We start from the raw sequence: 15,865 nt of genomic DNA on the forward strand, positions 1-15,865 counted from the left end.
GGTTAGACGTCGACCCCCACCACGTCGGCGACGCGCGCGAACCCGTCGCGCGTGAGCAGCGCGTCCAACTCGCGCAGGATGCGGGCGGGGAGGCCGGGGCCCTCGTACACCAGCGCAGTATACAGCTGGACGAGACTCGCCCCGGCGCGGAGGCGGGCATAGGCCTCCGCCCCGCTGTCGATCCCGCCGACCGAGATCAGCGGCATCGCCGCGCCGGTCGCCTTGCGGAAATCGGCAAGGCGTTGGCGGGCGAGCCGGACCAACGGAGCACCCGACAAGCCGCCGGTTTCCCTGGCATTGCCCGAGCGCAAATCCGGCCGCGAGATCGTGGTGTTGTTGACGATCAGCGCGTCGATCCGGTTGTCGATCGCCGCGCGGGCGATGTCGTCGATATCGGCGGGTTCGAGGTCGGGGGCGACCTTGAGGAAGATCGGCGTGTCGCCCTTGGCGGCGGTGCAGGCGGCGAGCAGGTCGCGCAACGCCGCGCCATGCTGGAGATCGCGCAGCCCCGGCGTGTTGGGGGAGCTGATGTTGATCGTGACGTAATTGGCGTGGCGCGCGGCACGGGTCACGCCGTGGACATAGTCGGCGGTGCGATCGGTCGCGTCCTTGTTCGCGCCGACGTTGATGCCGAGCACGCCTTCACCGCCAGCCCCGCTCCTGACGCGATCCAGCGCCGCGTCGAGTCCGCCATTGTTGAAGCCCAACCGGTTGATGATCGCGCGGTCTTCGGGAAGGCGGAAGATGCGCGGCTTCGGGTTGCCGGGTTGCGGCACCGGCGTGAGCGTGCCGATCTCGACGCTGCCGAAGCCCAACCCCAAGAACCCGTCGATCGCGCGGCCGTCCTTGTCGACACCCGCCGCGAGACCGACCGGATTGGGAAACGCGATTCCCGCCACGGTCGTCGCGAGCCGTGGCACGTTCGGGGCTAGCGGTGCGCCGGCCTTCCCCCATGCGCCGAGCGCGGCGATGGTGAGGGTATGCGCGCGCTCAGCGTCGAGACGGAAGAGGATCGGGTGGTAGAAGGCCATGCGCGCTCTTCGCATCGGTTTGCGCGCAGGTCAAAATGCCTCGCAAAACCGCACTCTAGTTGCGAGTCGTTAGCACCCCTCGCCGGGTTGACGATGCACTGCACAAAGCCCATTTGACCAATCGGATCATATCGGTCCGATTGGACTCACAAGCCACCATGCGTCTTTCCAGCCTAGCCGACTATGCGGTCGTGATGATGAGCGCCGCGGCGCGTCATTGCGGCGGTATCGCGCGGCTGAACGCGACGCTGCTCGCCGAGGAAACCGGGGTGCCGCTGCCGACCGTGCAGAAGCTGGTGAGCCGGCTGTCTGCTGCCGGTCTGATCGAGAGCACGCGCGGCACCGGCGGCGGCTTCCGCCTCTCGCGCCCACCGGCGATGATCTCGCTCGCCGACATCATCGAGGCGGTCGAAGGTCCGATCGCGCTGACCTCGTGCGTCGATGGCGCATCGCAGGATTGTTGCGTCGAGCAGACGTGCAAGGTGAAACCGCACTGGAACGCCGTCAACGGCGCGGTCCGTGGTGCGCTCGCCGGCGTGTCGCTCGCCAGCCTTTCGCAAGCCCCCGTTTTGCAGGTGCCCGCATGACGCGCGCAGCGCCTTACCCCTTCCTCCGCGCTCTCTGCGTCTCTGCGCGCAAAAGTACTTGTTCGCGCAGAGACGCAGAGATCGCCGAGTTTTTAGAGAGCCGCGCCGCGGCGGAGATGGAATGATGGCTACCCGGAACGCAGAGGCATACGCCGCCGCGAACAAGACGTACGAGTGGGGTTTCTCCTCGGACATCGAACAGGAATTCGCGCCGAAAGGTCTGTCGGAAGACACGGTGCGCTTCATTTCCGCCAAAAAGGGCGAGCCGCAGTGGATGCTCGACTGGCGGCTGAAGGCGTTCGCCTTGTGGCAGACGATGGAGGCGCCCGACTGGTCGAAGCTCAACGTGCCGCCGATCGATTACCAGGACGCGTATTATTACGCGGAGCCCAAGGCGAAGCCGAAGCTCGGGTCGCTCGACGAGGTCGATCCGGAGATCCTGCGCGTCTACGAGAAGCTCGGCATTCCGATCGGCGAGCAGAAGATGCTGGCCGGCGTGGTCGAGGATCCGCTGAACGAGGACGGCACGCCCAAGCGTCGCGTTGCCGTCGATGCGGTGTTCGACAGCGTCTCGGTCGCGACCACGTTCCGCAAGGAGCTCGAGGCTGCGGGCGTGATCTTCCGCTCGATCTCCGAGGCGATCAAGGAATATCCCGATCTCGTCCGGAAGTGGCTCGGCAAGGTCGTGCCGCAGCGCGATAACTATTTCGCGACGCTGAACTCGGCGGTCTTCTCCGACGGCACGTTCGTCTACATCCCCGAAGGCGTCCGCTGCCCGATGGAGCTGTCGACGTACTTCCGCATCAACGCCGAGAATACCGGGCAGTTCGAGCGCACGCTGATCGTGGCGGACAAGGGTTCGTACGTCTCGTATCTCGAGGGCTGCACCGCGCCGATGCGCGACGAGAACCAGTTGCATGCCGCGGTGGTCGAACTGGTCGTGCTCGACGATGCCGAGATCAAATATTCGACGGTGCAGAACTGGTATCCGGGCGACGAGAACGGCGTCGGCGGGATCTATAATTTCGTTACCAAGCGTGCGTTGTGCCAGGGCAAGAACTCGAAGGTCAGCTGGACCCAGGTCGAGACCGGCAGCGCGATCACGTGGAAATACCCGTCGTGCGTGCTGCTCGGTGATGGCTCGGTCGGCGAGTTCTATTCGGTCGCGGTGACGAACAATCGCCAGCAGGCCGATACCGGCACGAAGATGATCCACCTCGGCAAGAACACGCGCTCGACGATCGTGTCGAAGGGGATTTCGGCCGGGCGTTCGGACAACACCTATCGCGGACTGGTGCGCGTCGCGCCGACCGCGGAGGGCGTGCGGAACTTCACGCAGTGCGACAGCCTGCTGCTCGGCGACCAGTGCGGCGCGCATACCGTGCCGTATATCGAGGTCCGCAACCCGTCCGCGCAGATCGAGCACGAGGCGACGACATCGAAGATTTCCGAGGACCAGTTGTTCTACGGGATGTCGCGCGGGCTGGACCAGGAGGCGGCTGTGGCGCTGATCGTGAATGGGTTCGCGCGGGAGGTGCTGCAGCAGTTGCCGATGGAGTTCGCGGTGGAAGCGCAGAAGCTGCTGGGAATCAGCCTTGAGGGGTCCGTGGGGTGATCGCTGCCAAATCCCAGTCTCGGCTGCTTGTTTCTGCACTGCCCGTCATTGGGGCAGTGTTAGCCAGCATGTTTGATCGGGATTTCTGGTTTGCTGCTCCCTTGGCTGTTCTGTTGACCCTCGCAGTTGGCGCAATCTCGTTCATGGTAAACCGCAACGGCGCGTGGGCCGTCCATGCACTCGTTGGCGGCACGATCGGCTGGGTCGCCAGCGTAGCCATTCTTATGAATCTTGAAATCTGAGAAGATGATGCTGAAAATTGAAAACATTCATGCCGAGATCGACGGCAAGGAAATCCTCAAGGGCCTGTCGCTCTCGGTGAACGCGGGCGAGGTGCACGCGATCATGGGGCCGAACGGGGCGGGCAAGTCGACGCTGGGCTATGTGCTCGGCGGGCGGCCCGGTTATGAGGTCACGGCGGGCTCGGTGACGTTCGACGGTGTCGACCTGCTCGAGCTGGAGGCGCACGAGCGCGCCGCGGCGGGCGTATTCCTCGGCTTCCAGTATCCGGTCGAGATCCCCGGCGTGTCGAACGTCCAGTTCCTTCGCGAGGCACTCAACGCCCAGCGTGCGACGCGGGACGAGAAGCCGCTGTCGGGGGGCGAGTTCCTGAAGCTCGCGCGCGGGCAGGCGGATCTGCTTGGCATGGATTACGACATGCTCAAGCGGCCGGTGAACGTCGGCTTTTCGGGCGGCGAGAAGAAGCGCAACGAGATGGTCCAGATGGGCATCGTCAACCCGAAGTTCGCGATCCTCGACGAGACCGATTCCGGGCTCGACATCGATGCGCTGCGCGTCGTCGGCGACGGCATCAACCGCATCATGCGCGCGCCCGACAAGGCGGTGCTGCTGATCACGCACTACCAGCGGCTGCTCGATTACGTGGAGCCGGACTTCGTGCATGTGCTGGCTGAGGGGCGGATCGTTCGTTCGGGCGGCAAGGAACTCGCCAAGCAGCTCGAGAGCGAAGGCTATGTGGGGATCGCCGCATGACGTTCCTTCGCGCCGCAGGCCGGAAGAAGTTTGTTCGCGCAGAGGCGCAGAGGCGCGGAGATGTCGTCGCAAAGACTGCGCTCCCGCCACTCACCAATGACCGAGAGATCAATGCCCTGACGGGCGGTTCTGCTCCTCTTCTCTGCGCCTCTGCGCCTCTGCGCGAACCACCTTTCTTCTTTTCGAGTGAGCACGTGCGATGACCGCGGTTCTCGAACTTCCTTCCACGCGTGAGGAATCCTGGCGCTGGGGTGATCCGGCGGCGATTGCGGCGGCGGCTGAACTGCCGCGGGGCGTCGTGCTGGATGCCGGCGAGTGGTTTCTCGACTTGCCGGGTGCGCGAGCGGTGTTCGTCGATGGCGTTCTCGACGAAGGTCGCAGCGATTTGCGGCACGTCGCGATCGTTCCGATCGACGGCGGATCGCATGCGCTCGGGCGTCGGACGACCGGCTTGGGCTGGTCCTTACGCGTCGACGCGGATGCGACGGCCGAACTAATTCAGATCGTCCACATCGCTACGGGCGGCGACAATCAGCTTCCCGCGGAGATCGTTCTCGTCGCTGGAGCGAGCGCGTCGGTGGTCGAGACCTATGTCGGGGCAGGCTGGTCGAACCGGTCGACGCGGATGGCGCTTGGCAAGGGTGCCAAGCTGACGCGCGCGGTGCGGTTGCTTCAGGCCGGTGGCTTCGTGTCATTGCGCGACGAGGTCGAGATTGGTGCCGAGGCGAGCCTGATCGTCACTGTGTTGGGCGCGGGCGATGCCGGGACGCGGATCGATGGGTCGATCATCGTGTCAGGCGACGACGCGTTTGCCGAATATGGCGGCGCGTTGCTGACGCGGAACGATCAGCGGCAGGAGTGCGCGGTGTCGGTGCGGCATGCGGCACTGAACGGGCAGAGCAAGCAGATCTGGCGTGCGGTCGCGGCGGACAAGTCGACGGCCAGCCTCGCGGCCCGGGTCGAGGTGGCGCGCGATGCGCAGAAGACCGACGGGGTGCAGTCGTTGCGCGGGTTGCTGTTGCAGCGCACCGCGACGGTGAACCTGAAGCCCGAGCTGGAGATCTTCGCGGACGACGTGAAGTGCGCACACGGCGCGACGGTCGGCGAACTCGACCAGCGCGCGCTGTTCTACATGCAGAGCCGCGGCATCCCGCATGCCAAGGCGCAGGCGCTGCTCACGCGCGCGTTCGTCGGGGATGCGTTCGTGCAGATCGCGGACGAGACGGTGCGCGAGGCTTTCGTGGCGGACGCCGATGCGTGGCTGGAGCGGGCGCTTTCTGCTCCCATCCCGCCTGCGGGAGGGGTTGGGGGAGGGGCTTCATCATGAGTATCGTTCTCGACCAGGCCCTCCCCCGACCCCTCCCGCAAGCGGGAGGGGAGCCTCTCGACCGGCTGTCGGATTTCCCGGCGATCCCAGAGGGCTGGGCGTATCTCGATACCGCCGCGACCGCGCAGAAGCCGCAGGTCGTGGTCGATGCGATCACGCGTGCGTATGGCGAGACCTACGCGACGGTGCACCGCGGCGTGTACCAGCGGTCGGCGGACATGACGGTCGCCTATGAGGCCGCACGGAAGGCCGTCGCGCGGTTCATCGGCGCGGGCTCGCCAGACGAGGTCGTGTTCGTCCGCGGCGCCACCGAAGGCATCAACCTCGTCGCGCAATGCTGGGCCGGCGAGCAGCTGAAGGCCGGCGACCGCATCCTGCTGTCTTTGCTCGAGCATCATTCGAACATCGTGCCTTGGCAGATGATCGCCGAGCGCCTCGGCGTCGCGATCGACGTCATCCCGCTGACCCCCGACCACCGCATCGATCTCGACGCGATGGAGCGGATGATCACACCTGCGCACAAGCTGGTCGCGCTCGGGCATGTCTCGAACGTGCTCGGCTCGGTGCTCGACGCGAAGCGCGCCACGGAAATCGCGCATGCGGTCGGTGCGAAGATCCTGCTCGACGGCTGCCAGTCGGTGCCGCGGATCGCGGTCGATGTGAAGGCGATCGGCTGTGACTTCTACGTGCTGTCCGGGCACAAGCTGTACGGCCCGACGGGGATCGGCGTGCTGTGGGCCAGGCCGGAACTGCTCGACGCGATGCCGCCGTACCAGGGGGGCGGGTCGATGATCGACAAGGTGTCGTTCGCCAAGACCACCTACGCGCCGCCACCGGGGCGGTTCGAGGCCGGGACGCCGCATATCGTTGGCGCGCTTGGGCTGCATGCCGCGATCGACTATGTCGAGAGCATCGGGCTCGACGCGATCCACACGCACGAAACCGCGCTGGTGACGGCGACGCGCGACGCCCTGTCGGGGATCAATTCGGTGCGCCTCTACGGCCCGGCAGACTCGGCGGGGATCGTGAGCTTCACGATTCTGGGGGTTCATCCGCACGACATCGGCACCATATTGGACGAGGAGCGCGTCGCGATCCGTGCCGGCCATCACTGTGCGCAGCCGTTGATGGAGGCGCTAGGTGTCGAGGCGACGGCACGCGCGAGCTTCGGCGTGTATAACGGGCCGGCGGACGTCGCAGCGCTGGTGCGCGGTATTGAGCGAGTAACGAGGATTTTTGGATGAGCGATCGGTTCGAGATCGAGGAAGTGGAGGCCGTCGCCTCGCCGCCCAAGGCGCGCGTCGTGATGGAGACGGACTCCGCCGCCGAGCGGAAGCGGGATTATCTCGCCGGGTTCCTGGCGCAGAAGCCGCAGGTGGACTCGCCCGTCGAGCCCGGCGGCGCGGTGTATGATGCGATCATCGATGCACTGAAGGAGATCTACGATCCCGAGATCCCGGTGAACATCTATGACCTGGGGCTGATCTACGGTGTCGAGGTGACCGAGGACGGGCATGCGGTGGTGGCGATGACGCTGACGACGCCGAATTGTCCGGTTGCGGAGTCGATGCCGGCGGAGGTCGAGATGCGGGTCGGCTCGGTGCCGGGGGTCGGGTTTGCGGAAGTGAACCTGGTCTGGGATCCACCCTGGGATCCGCAGAAGATGTCGGACGAGGCGAAACTAGAGCTGGGCATGCTGTAGTCATTCCCCTCCCGCTTGCGGGAGGGGTTAGGGGAGGGGAGAGCGGAACGCTGCTGTTCAAGCCCTCCCCCGACCCCTCCCGCAGGCGGGAGGGGAGCAGAAGGAATTGGTGATGGCGACGACATTGCGAGCACGACCGGCGGCGCTGAACCTCACGGCGACGGCACACGCGCGGATCGCCGACCTGATGGCGCGCGCACCGGCGGACGCGATCGGGGTGAAGCTGTCGACGCCCAAGCGCGGGTGTTCGGGGCTGGCCTATTCGGTCGACTACGTCACCGAGGCGAAGCCGTTCGACGAGCGGATCGATACGCCGGGGGGGACCTTGTTCGTCGATGGCGGGTCGATCCTGTATCTGATCGGGTCGACGATGGACTGGGTGGAGGACGATTTTACCGCAGGGTTCGTGTTTCAGAATCCTAATGCCAAGGGCGCTTGCGGGTGCGGCGAGAGCTTCACCGTCTGAGTTCCAGCGTTAGCTAGTTTGTGTCCCCGCGAAGGCGGGGACGCAGACTGTGCTCCCGCCTTCGCGGGAGAACACGGATGAGCGGACTGCCGTTCGATTTCGGCTCCTCTTCTACCACCCCGGCGGAGGCCGGGGCCCAGTTGGGAGACGCTGCTGACATAGCGCTGCGCATCGTCACGATGACCTTGCCAACTGGACCCCGGCCTCCGCCGGGGAGGATATTATCGCTCGGGTAGTGGTTGGCCGCTGGCCTTGCCCCCCGGTCACGACCTGTGCCACTCCCCGCGCAACAAGAGGGGATATCCGTGGCCAGTCTGTTTCGCCGAAAAATCGTCACCGAGCAGCCGCCCGAGCATCAGCTCGCGCGGACCCTGTCGTGGCCGCACCTCGTCGCGATGGGCGTCGGTGGGATCGTCGGCACCGGCATCCTGACCTTGATCGGCGTCGGCGCAGGGCTCGCCGGGCCGGCCGTGATCCTCTCCTTCATCATCGCGGGCGGGATCTGTGCCTGCGCGGCGCTCGCCTATGCCGAGATGGCGACGATGATCCCGGCGTCAGGCAGCGCCTACACCTACAGCTATGTCGTGCTCGGCGAGGTGATCGCCTGGGTGATCGGCTGGAGCCTCATCCTCGAATATTCGCTGGTCGTGTCGACCGTCGCGGTCGGCTGGTCGGGCTATGCCGCGCCGTTGCTGCGCGGCGCGTTCGGCTTCCCCGAGGCACTGACGCTCAGCCCCGAACTCGGCGGTATCCTCAACGTCCCCGCCATCTTCATCATCGCGGTCGTCGCCGCCGTGCTGTCGTTCGGCACGCGCGAGAGTGCGACGCTCAACGCGGTGCTGGTGGCTGTGAAGATGATCGCGCTGACCGTGTTCGTGTTCATCGCGCTCCACTATTTCAACAGCGCCAACCTGCACCCGTTCATGCCCTACGGCTTCCCCAAGGCCGTCCAGCCCGATGGCGCCGAGCGGGGCGTCATGGCGGCGGCAGCGATCATCTTCTTCGCGTTCTACGGCTTCGATGCGATTTCGACCGCGGCGGAGGAGACCAAGAACCCCGGCCGCGATCTCGCGATCGGCATCGTCGGGTCGATGGTCGCCTGCATCGCGATCTACATCCTCGTCGCGGTCGCCGCCGTCGGCGCGCTGTCATACACGAAGTTCGCCGGTAGCGCCGAGCCGCTCGCGCTGATCCTGCGCGAGATCGGCCGACCTGGGTTCGCGACCTTCCTCGGCGCCTCCGCCGTGATCGCGTTGCCGACCGTGCTGCTCGCGTTCCTGTTTGGCCAGAGCCGGATTTTCTTCACGATGGCCCGCGACGGACTGCTCCCCTTGAGCCTCGCCAAGGTCTCGAAGCGAGGCGCCCCCGTCCGCATCACCTGGATCACCGCGGCGATCGTCGCGGTGATAGCAGGGCTGTTGCCGCTTGCCGAGATCGCCGCGCTGGCGAACGCCGGCACGCTCGCGGCGTTCGTCGCGGTCTGCGCCTGCATGCTCGTGATGCGCCGCCGCGCGCCCGACGCGATCCGGACGTTCCGCGCCCCGGCGGCGACGCTGGTCGGCACGATCGGCATTCTCGGCTGCCTGTACCTGTTCTTCAGCCTGCCCTCCAAGACGCAGCTGTATTTCGGGCTTTGGAACCTGCTCGGGCTGATGATCTACTTCGTCTACGCCCGCCCGAGAGCACTGGCCGAATGACCGGCTGGACGATCGGCATCATCGGCGGTTCGGGGCTCTACGCGGTCGACGGGATCGAGGACGGCCGCTGGCAAACCGTCGAGACGCCGTGGGGCGAGCCGTCCGATGCGATCTACACCGGCCGCGTCGGCCATGTCGGCGTCGCGTTCCTGCCGAGGCATGGACGAGGCCACCGAATCTCACCGTCCGACCTCAACGCCCGCGCGAACATCGATGCGTTGAAGCGGCTCGGCGTGACCGACGTCCTGGCCGTGTCATCGGTCGGCTCCCTGGTTGAGCAGCGCCCGCCCGGCAGCTTCACCGTCGTCGACCAGTTCATCGATCGCACCAAGGGGCGCCCGTCCAGCTTCTTCGGCACCGGCCTGGTCGCGCACGTCTCGATGGCCGACCCGGTCTGCCCGCGCCTGTCGCGCTACGCCGCAGACGCCGCGCGCGAGGCCGGCGCGCAGGTCGACGACCGCGGCACCTATCTCGCGATGGAGGGCCCGCAATTCTCGACCCGCGCGGAAAGCCGGCTCTACCGGCAATGGGGCTGCGACGTGATCGGCATGACCGCGATGCCCGAAGCGAAACTCGCGCGCGAGGCGGAGCTTCCCTACGCGCTGGTCGGCATGGTCACCGATTACGATTGCTGGCGCGAGGACGAGGCGGGCGTCGACGTCGCGCAGGTGATCGCGCAACTCGGCGCGAACGCGGCCAAGGCCAGGGCGATGGTGATGGCGCTCCTTCGCGCTTTACCGGCGGAGCGTACGCCATCGCCGATCGACACCTGCCTGGACAGTGCGATCATAACCGCCGGCGAGGCGCGCGATCCGGCCTTGGTCGCAAAGCTTGCCGCGGTCGCCGGCCGGGCCCTGCACAGATAATGCGGACCGAGGCTTGATCGAACCATCCTCCCCGTCAAGGGGGTGGGCAGGGAAGCGTCGAATGGCGGGGCGACATGATTGCGATGTCGCCCACACCGCCGGTCTGCGTGTTACTTCTGCACGATCGTAGCAACCGTCCTCGTGTCCCCGATCGCTGCCTTCGGCATGTCGAGCCCGTCCGCGCTCCACTGTGTCGCGGTCTTACAGGTCTTGCGCTGAAGATGGCTGCCGGTGACGGCCGGATCGGTCACGCAGTATGTCCGCGTCTTCGCGTCGTATTTCAGTTCGGTCGTCGGTTGCGATCCACCGGCGGCTAGGACCGGCGCGGCGGAGACGAGCGCGGTGGCGACGATAAGGTTCTTGAGGATGAACGGTGACATGATGGCGTCCTTCGGATCGTTGGCATTGCAACCCGATCGGATTGCCTGATCACCAATGCACCGAGTGTGCCAGTTTATTAATACAGCGATACGCGAACACCAAAGCGTTCACAATGCATCATAATTTCACGAACTTTTGCCGGTGCCGCGCAAATCACGCACCGAACGCGGCGCCATGATCTGGCGCGCGATACGGAAGGTTGGTGCTTTTACCGCTCCAGCAGCCGCGGCATCAGCTCGACGAAGTTGCAGGGGCGATGGCGGCTGTCGAGCTGGTCGCGCAATATGCCGTCCCAGCCGTCCTTCACCGCACCGGTCGAGCCCGGCAGCGCGAAGATGTACGTGCCGTGCGACACGCACGCGCAGGCCCGCGACTGGACCGTCGACGTGCCGATCGTCTGGTAGCTCAGCATGCGGAAGAGTTCGCCGAACCCGGGGATCATCTTCTCGGCGACCTGCTCGACCGCCTCCGGGGTCACGTCGCGGCCCGTGACACCGGTACCGCCGGTCGTGATGATGCAATCGACCTCGGGATCGCCGATCCAGGCATGCAGGCGCGAGACGATCGTCTCGACATCGTCCTTCTCGATCCGGCGATCGGCGAGCACATGACCCGCCTCGGTCAGCCGCGCGACCAGCGTATCGCCCGAGCGATCCTCCGCCAGCCCGCGTGTATCCGACACCGTCAGCACGGCGATGCGGACCGGCAGGAATGTCCGGCTTTCGTCGATCGGCATGGCGGTCAGTCGGCGCGCGTGAACGAAGCGGATTGCAGACCCGTCGGCGCGCTGCCCGCCACCATCGCACTGCCCGTTACCGTCGCGCGCAACGGCGTCACGTTGGCACTCGCGCGCACGTTCGGCCGCGCGTTCATCCGCACCGCGGTCGCACCCGGCAGGCCGGGGAAACGCGGCCACATGCCCTGCGCCAGCGCGTTGCGGCTCACCGAGGCCTTCTTGCCCGCTTGCGCCTCGTACATCCAGTAATTGCGCAGCACCGTGGTCACGTAGCCACGCGTCTCCCAATACGGGATGCTCTCGATATACAGCAGCGGATCGCCGTTATCGCGGACGATCGCGTTCCAGTCGCCGACCGGTCGCGGCCCTGCATTATACGCCGCGATCACCTTGGGCAGCAGCCCGCCGGTGACTCCCGCCATGTCGCGCAACCGCTCGAGATGACGCTGGCCGATATCCATGTTGGTGCTCGGCTTGGTCAGCGCCTTGGTATCGATGAACGTGCCCCGCTCGCGCGCGAAATCGGTCGCCGCGGCCGGCATGATCTGCATCAGGCCATAGGCGCCCGCCGGACTGCGCACGGTGTTGCGGAACCGCGATTCCTCCAGCGTGTGCGCATAGACCAGTGCCTTTTCGACGCGCCAGCCGCTGTCCGGCGTCCAGTTCGGCGTCGGATAGCGCGCCTCGGCGGTCGTCGTGATCCCCTGCGGGCAGTTATGGGCGAGCCACACCGTGGTCGCGGGCAGGCTCAGCGCCTCGGCGACGCGGACCAAATTGCCGAACTCGCGCGGGTCGCCGATCTTGGCCTGCTGGCGGATGACGCTGTCGGCCAGATCGGTTTCGCCGACCTCGACCAGCGCCGCCGCGACGCGCACGTTCGGTCGGTTGCCGACGATCTTCCAGTCGCCGGCGACGACCCCGCCGGTCGCGACGCTCTTGTCCCGCATCGCCAGTTGCTGGCGAGCGAGCTGGCCGTAAAAGCTCTCGCCGAATTGCGCCGCCGCCTTCAGGCGACCCTCGATCTTGTCAGGCCGGGCGCAGACCATGTCCGCGCGCGAGGCCCAGTAGAGCGCCGCCGCGCGCAGGTCGACATCGCCCGCACGTGCCGCGACGCCCTCGAACCCCGCCTCGGCGTTGGCGCAATCATTCTGACGCCAGGCCGCCAGCGCGCCGACCCAGCGACCCTGCACCGCCCAGTCGCCGACGCCGTCCTGCGCTAGCGTCGCCATCGCTCGCGCGTTGACGTCGTCGCCTTGTAGGAAATAGATCCACGCGATCTTCTGCTGCCATTCGGTCAGCGCTTCGGGGGTCAGGCCCGGCGTGCTTTCCAGCAGCGTCTGCGCCTCGCGGCCCATGTCTGCCTTGACGTAGGGTTGCATCTTCAGTGCCAGATCGGCGGCGATCAGGTCACCCTTCAGGCTTTTGGCGCGGACGCGACGCGGCGCGCCGTCCTGCCAGATCAGTCGTTGCGCGACCGGCAGCGGCGGCAGGTCGACCGCCCCGCGCACGCTCGCCAGTCGCGCGATCTGCTCGGCCTCGGGCAGCTCGGGCGCCTCGTTGAGCAGCGCGACGAGCGGCGTCATCTCGACCCGCGGCGAGCCTTTCGCGATATACATCTCGGCGCGCGCGATCGCGTGGAGCGGGCCGGGCTTCATCGTGTCGAGCTGGATCTGCGCGTCGGTCCACTTGCCGTCGCGGATATCCGCGAACACGATCTTATAGGCTTCGCGCTGGCCGGCATCGAGCTGGTTGGGGATCTGCTCCAGCGGCGGTGCCACCATCGGGCGCGCATCGCCGGCGGGTTCGGCCGCGGCGGTATCCGCGAATGCCGGAAGGGGGAGGGCGCTGAGCCCGAGAACCAACGCCCCCAGCGAAACAGCCTGCGAAACAGATCGAATCCGAATCATCTCACGCCCTCTTGCGACGTCGGTCCGCGCATCAACATCTGCAAATCCTTCCAGGCCTCGGCCTTGGCTGCCGGCTTTTCGATCAAGAACCGCGGATGAAAGCTCGCGACCACCGACGACTGTCCTCTCTTATGGTTAAAGGGGTGTAAGCACCCCCGGGCGGCCTGTAATTCCGTCCCGAGAATTGCACGGCTTGCCGCGTTGCCGAGCAGGAGCACCCGTTGCGGCGCAACCAGCCCGATATGATGCTTGGCGATGTCCGCAAGCCGGTCCTCGACCTCGCGCTGAATCCGCCCGGCGGTTGGCCGCTTCGCACACACCGAAGCAAGGTGCACCTCGTCGCGCGTCAGCCCGATCGCCGCGAGCATCCGGTCGAGCAACCGACCCGACGCGCCACTCAGAAGCGCGCCCGCATCGCCATCGTCACGGTCGGGACAATCGACAAGCACCATGACCGTAGCGTCAGCCGGGCCCGTCGCGGCCAGCGAAACCCCGCTCCAGTCCGCCTCGGGAACCTCCGCACCGCTTCGCCAGGCGAGGAATTCGGCCAATGAAACCGGCATTGTGGACGGTGCGGCAACCGGTGTGACCGGCGTTGCGGCAGGTGCGACGAGCGGCTTGGGCGCGGCGAACCAGTCGCGCGGCACATCGTCGACCAGCGTGTCTACGCCAGCCTCGTGCCACCAGTCGAGCGCGCTCGCGGCGGCATTTCGCCAGTCGATGGTTTGATCCGCCCCCACACGGTAACCTATGCTGCACGGTTGACGTGGCGGTCAACTCGCGCAATCGCCATATTAGCCAAGACGGTGTCCGCCCGAGCCCGAACGAACGTAACGTTCGGGAAGTGGGGCAAATAGGGGAGATCCCCGGGAGACGATGATGACGACACGTGAATCGATGCCCTATGATGTGGTGATCGTCGGCGCAGGCCCGGCCGGTCTCTCGGCAGCGATCCGTCTCAAACAGCTGGCCGCCGAGAAGGACGCCGAGATCAGCGTCTGCGTGCTCGAAAAGGGCTCCGAAGTCGGCGCGCACATTCTCTCGGGCGCGGTCATCGATCCGAAGAGCCTCGACGAGTTGCTGCCGACCTGGCGCGAGGACGGCTGCCCGCTCGCCGAGGTGCCGGTCACCGAGAACCATCACTGGATCCTCTCCAAGACGAAGAAGAGCGAGATGCCGCACTTCGTCACGCCGTCGTTCCTCCACAACAAGGGCACGTACACCGGCTCGCTCGGCAACCTGTGTCGCTGGCTCGCGGGCAAGGCGGAGGAACTCGGCGTCGAGATCTTCCCCGGCTTTGCAGCGGCGGAAATCCTGTTCAACGACGACGGATCGGTGAAGGGCGTCGCGACCGGCGACATGGGCGTCTCGCGGGACGGCACGCACAAGGGCGACTACACCCCTGGTCTCGAACTCCACGCGAAGTACACCTTCTTCTCGGAAGGCTGCCGCGGTCACCTGACCAAGCAACTGATCGCCAAGTTCGATCTCGCCAAGGACAGCGATCCGCAGGTCTACGGCCTCGGCATCAAGGAACTGTGGGACATCGATCCCGAACTCCACGTCCCCGGGCGCGTCATCCACACGCAGGGCTGGCCGCTCAGCGAGACCGAAGGCTCGAACGGCGGCGGCTGGATCTATCACCAGGCGAACGGCCAGGTCTCGATCGGCTTCGTCACGTGGCTCAACTACACCAACCCGCACCTCTCGCCGTTCCACGAGATGCAGCGCTGGAAGACGCATCCCGAGATCGCCGCGCTGCTGAAGGGCGCCAAGCGGGTCAGCTACGGCGCGCGCGCGATCAGCGACGGCGGGCTTCAGTCGATCCCGAAGCTGGTCATGCCCGGCGCCGCGTTGATCGGCGACAGCGCCGGTTTCCTCAACGTGCCGCGGATCAAGGGCACGCATACCGCGATGAAGTCCGGCATGATGGCCGCCGAAGCCGCGGTCGAGGCGATCGTCTCGCAGCGCGGCCATGACGAACTCGCCGCCTATCCCGCGGCGTTCGAGAAGTCGTGGGTGAAGAAGGAACTGTCGGTCGTCCGCAACGTCGTGCCGCTGGTCAAGAAGTTCGGCGACCTGATCGGTTCCGGGCTCGCCGGCATCACGATGTGGCTCGAGCATCTGGGGATCAAGGTCCCCTTCACGATGCACCACCATCCCGACCATGAGAGCCTGTGGCGCAAGGATCTCGTCAAGCCGATCGTCTATCCCAAGGCCGACGGCGTGCTGACCTTCGACCGCCTCTCGTCGGTGTTCATCTCGAACACCAACCACGAGGAGGACCAGCCGGTCCACCTGACGCTCAAGGATCCGAGCGTACCGATCGAATACAACCTGCCGATGTACGACGAGCCCGCGCAACGCTATTGCCCGGCCGGCGTTTATGAAGTGGTCGGTGAAGAGACCGGCGACCCCAAGTTCGTCATCAACGCGCAGAACTGCGTCCACTGCAAGACCTGCGACATCAAGGACCCCACCCAGAATATCAACTGGGTCGTACCCGAGGGCGGCGGAGGCCCCAATTATCCCAACATGTAAGCGCCTGATTTTCGCC

At 66.1% G+C, this 15,865-nt stretch carries 16 protein-coding genes; 11 read left to right on the plus strand and 5 right to left on the minus strand.

From position 1 onward, the window contains the following. Positions 1-2: 2 nt before the first annotated feature. Complete coding sequence (locus ACLBWL_RS15410) at positions 3-1,031, minus strand: quinone-dependent dihydroorotate dehydrogenase (RefSeq protein ID WP_447794535.1); 1,029 nt, start codon at positions 1,029-1,031, stop codon at positions 3-5. Positions 1,032-1,189: 158 nt separating this feature from the next. Here ACLBWL_RS15410 and ACLBWL_RS15415 point away from each other — a divergent pair, with 158 nt between their 5' ends. The 10 genes from ACLBWL_RS15415 to ACLBWL_RS15460 all read left to right on the plus strand — a co-directional run bounded on the left by ACLBWL_RS15415 (position 1,190) and on the right by ACLBWL_RS15460 (position 10,284). Continuing rightward, positions 1,190-1,618, plus strand: a complete 429-nt coding sequence (locus ACLBWL_RS15415) for an SUF system Fe-S cluster assembly regulator (protein ID WP_423327416.1) — start codon at positions 1,190-1,192, stop codon at positions 1,616-1,618. Positions 1,619-1,742: 124 nt separating this feature from the next. After that, positions 1,743-3,233 (plus strand): Fe-S cluster assembly protein SufB, encoded by a 1,491-nt coding sequence (sufB, locus tag ACLBWL_RS15420; RefSeq protein ID WP_447795026.1) that lies wholly within the window; start codon positions 1,743-1,745, stop codon positions 3,231-3,233. Continuing rightward, complete coding sequence (locus ACLBWL_RS15425; RefSeq protein ID WP_447794537.1) at positions 3,230-3,475, plus strand: hypothetical protein; 246 nt, start codon at positions 3,230-3,232, stop codon at positions 3,473-3,475. Before sufB ends, ACLBWL_RS15425 begins: the two co-directional genes overlap by 4 nt. Before the next feature lie 7 nt (positions 3,476-3,482). Continuing rightward, positions 3,483-4,226, plus strand: coding sequence for a Fe-S cluster assembly ATPase SufC (gene sufC, locus ACLBWL_RS15430; protein WP_447795028.1), 744 nt, complete (start codon positions 3,483-3,485; stop codon positions 4,224-4,226). Between the two features lie 199 nt (positions 4,227-4,425). After that, positions 4,426-5,553 carry a SufD family Fe-S cluster assembly protein gene (locus tag ACLBWL_RS15435; protein WP_447794539.1) on the plus strand — a complete coding sequence of 376 codons (1,128 nt, stop codon included), beginning with the start codon at positions 4,426-4,428 and terminating at the stop codon, positions 5,551-5,553. Next, positions 5,550-6,797: a cysteine desulfurase gene (locus ACLBWL_RS15440; RefSeq protein WP_447794541.1), complete on the plus strand. Its 1,248-nt coding sequence runs from the start codon at positions 5,550-5,552 to the stop codon at positions 6,795-6,797. Before ACLBWL_RS15435 ends, ACLBWL_RS15440 begins: the two co-directional genes overlap by 4 nt. Beyond that, positions 6,794-7,255, plus strand: a complete 462-nt coding sequence (locus tag ACLBWL_RS15445; RefSeq protein WP_254687883.1) for an SUF system Fe-S cluster assembly protein — start codon at positions 6,794-6,796, stop codon at positions 7,253-7,255. Before ACLBWL_RS15440 ends, ACLBWL_RS15445 begins: the two co-directional genes overlap by 4 nt. 112 nt (positions 7,256-7,367) lie before the next feature. Further along, positions 7,368-7,721: a HesB/IscA family protein gene (locus tag ACLBWL_RS15450; RefSeq protein WP_332754289.1), complete on the plus strand. Its 354-nt coding sequence runs from the start codon at positions 7,368-7,370 to the stop codon at positions 7,719-7,721. Positions 7,722-8,026: 305 nt separating this feature from the next. Further along, positions 8,027-9,418 (plus strand): amino acid permease, encoded by a 1,392-nt coding sequence (locus ACLBWL_RS15455; protein WP_447794543.1) that lies wholly within the window; start codon positions 8,027-8,029, stop codon positions 9,416-9,418. After that, positions 9,415-10,284 carry an S-methyl-5'-thioadenosine phosphorylase gene (locus tag ACLBWL_RS15460; protein WP_447794545.1) on the plus strand — a complete coding sequence of 290 codons (870 nt, stop codon included), beginning with the start codon at positions 9,415-9,417 and terminating at the stop codon, positions 10,282-10,284. The genes ACLBWL_RS15455 and ACLBWL_RS15460 overlap by 4 nt, the downstream gene beginning before the upstream one ends. Positions 10,285-10,394: 110 nt before the next feature. On the opposite strand, the gene ACLBWL_RS15465 is transcribed toward ACLBWL_RS15460, so the two are convergent. From ACLBWL_RS15465 to ACLBWL_RS15480, 4 genes are all read right to left on the minus strand, one after another. Continuing rightward, complete coding sequence (locus ACLBWL_RS15465) at positions 10,395-10,664, minus strand: hypothetical protein (RefSeq protein WP_447794547.1); 270 nt, start codon at positions 10,662-10,664, stop codon at positions 10,395-10,397. Positions 10,665-10,873: 209 nt separating this feature from the next. Next, positions 10,874-11,401 carry a molybdenum cofactor biosynthesis protein B gene (gene moaB, locus ACLBWL_RS15470; protein WP_056057366.1) on the minus strand — a complete coding sequence of 176 codons (528 nt, stop codon included), beginning with the start codon at positions 11,399-11,401 and terminating at the stop codon, positions 10,874-10,876. 5 nt (positions 11,402-11,406) lie between these two features. Next, positions 11,407-13,308: a transglycosylase SLT domain-containing protein gene (locus ACLBWL_RS15475; protein ID WP_447794549.1), complete on the minus strand. Its 1,902-nt coding sequence runs from the start codon at positions 13,306-13,308 to the stop codon at positions 11,407-11,409. Next, positions 13,305-14,048, minus strand: a complete 744-nt coding sequence (locus tag ACLBWL_RS15480; RefSeq protein ID WP_447794551.1) for a uracil-DNA glycosylase — start codon at positions 14,046-14,048, stop codon at positions 13,305-13,307. The genes ACLBWL_RS15475 and ACLBWL_RS15480 overlap by 4 nt, the downstream gene beginning before the upstream one ends. A 139-nt stretch (positions 14,049-14,187) precedes the next feature. Here ACLBWL_RS15480 and ACLBWL_RS15485 point away from each other — a divergent pair, with 139 nt between their 5' ends. Next, the gene (locus ACLBWL_RS15485) at positions 14,188-15,849 is read left to right on the plus strand and encodes an electron transfer flavoprotein-ubiquinone oxidoreductase (RefSeq protein WP_447795030.1); all 1,662 of its coding nucleotides are present in this window, start codon (positions 14,188-14,190) and stop codon (positions 15,847-15,849) included. Positions 15,850-15,865 lie beyond the last annotated feature (16 nt).

This window comes from Sphingomonas sp. M1A8_2b (genome assembly GCF_053345535.1).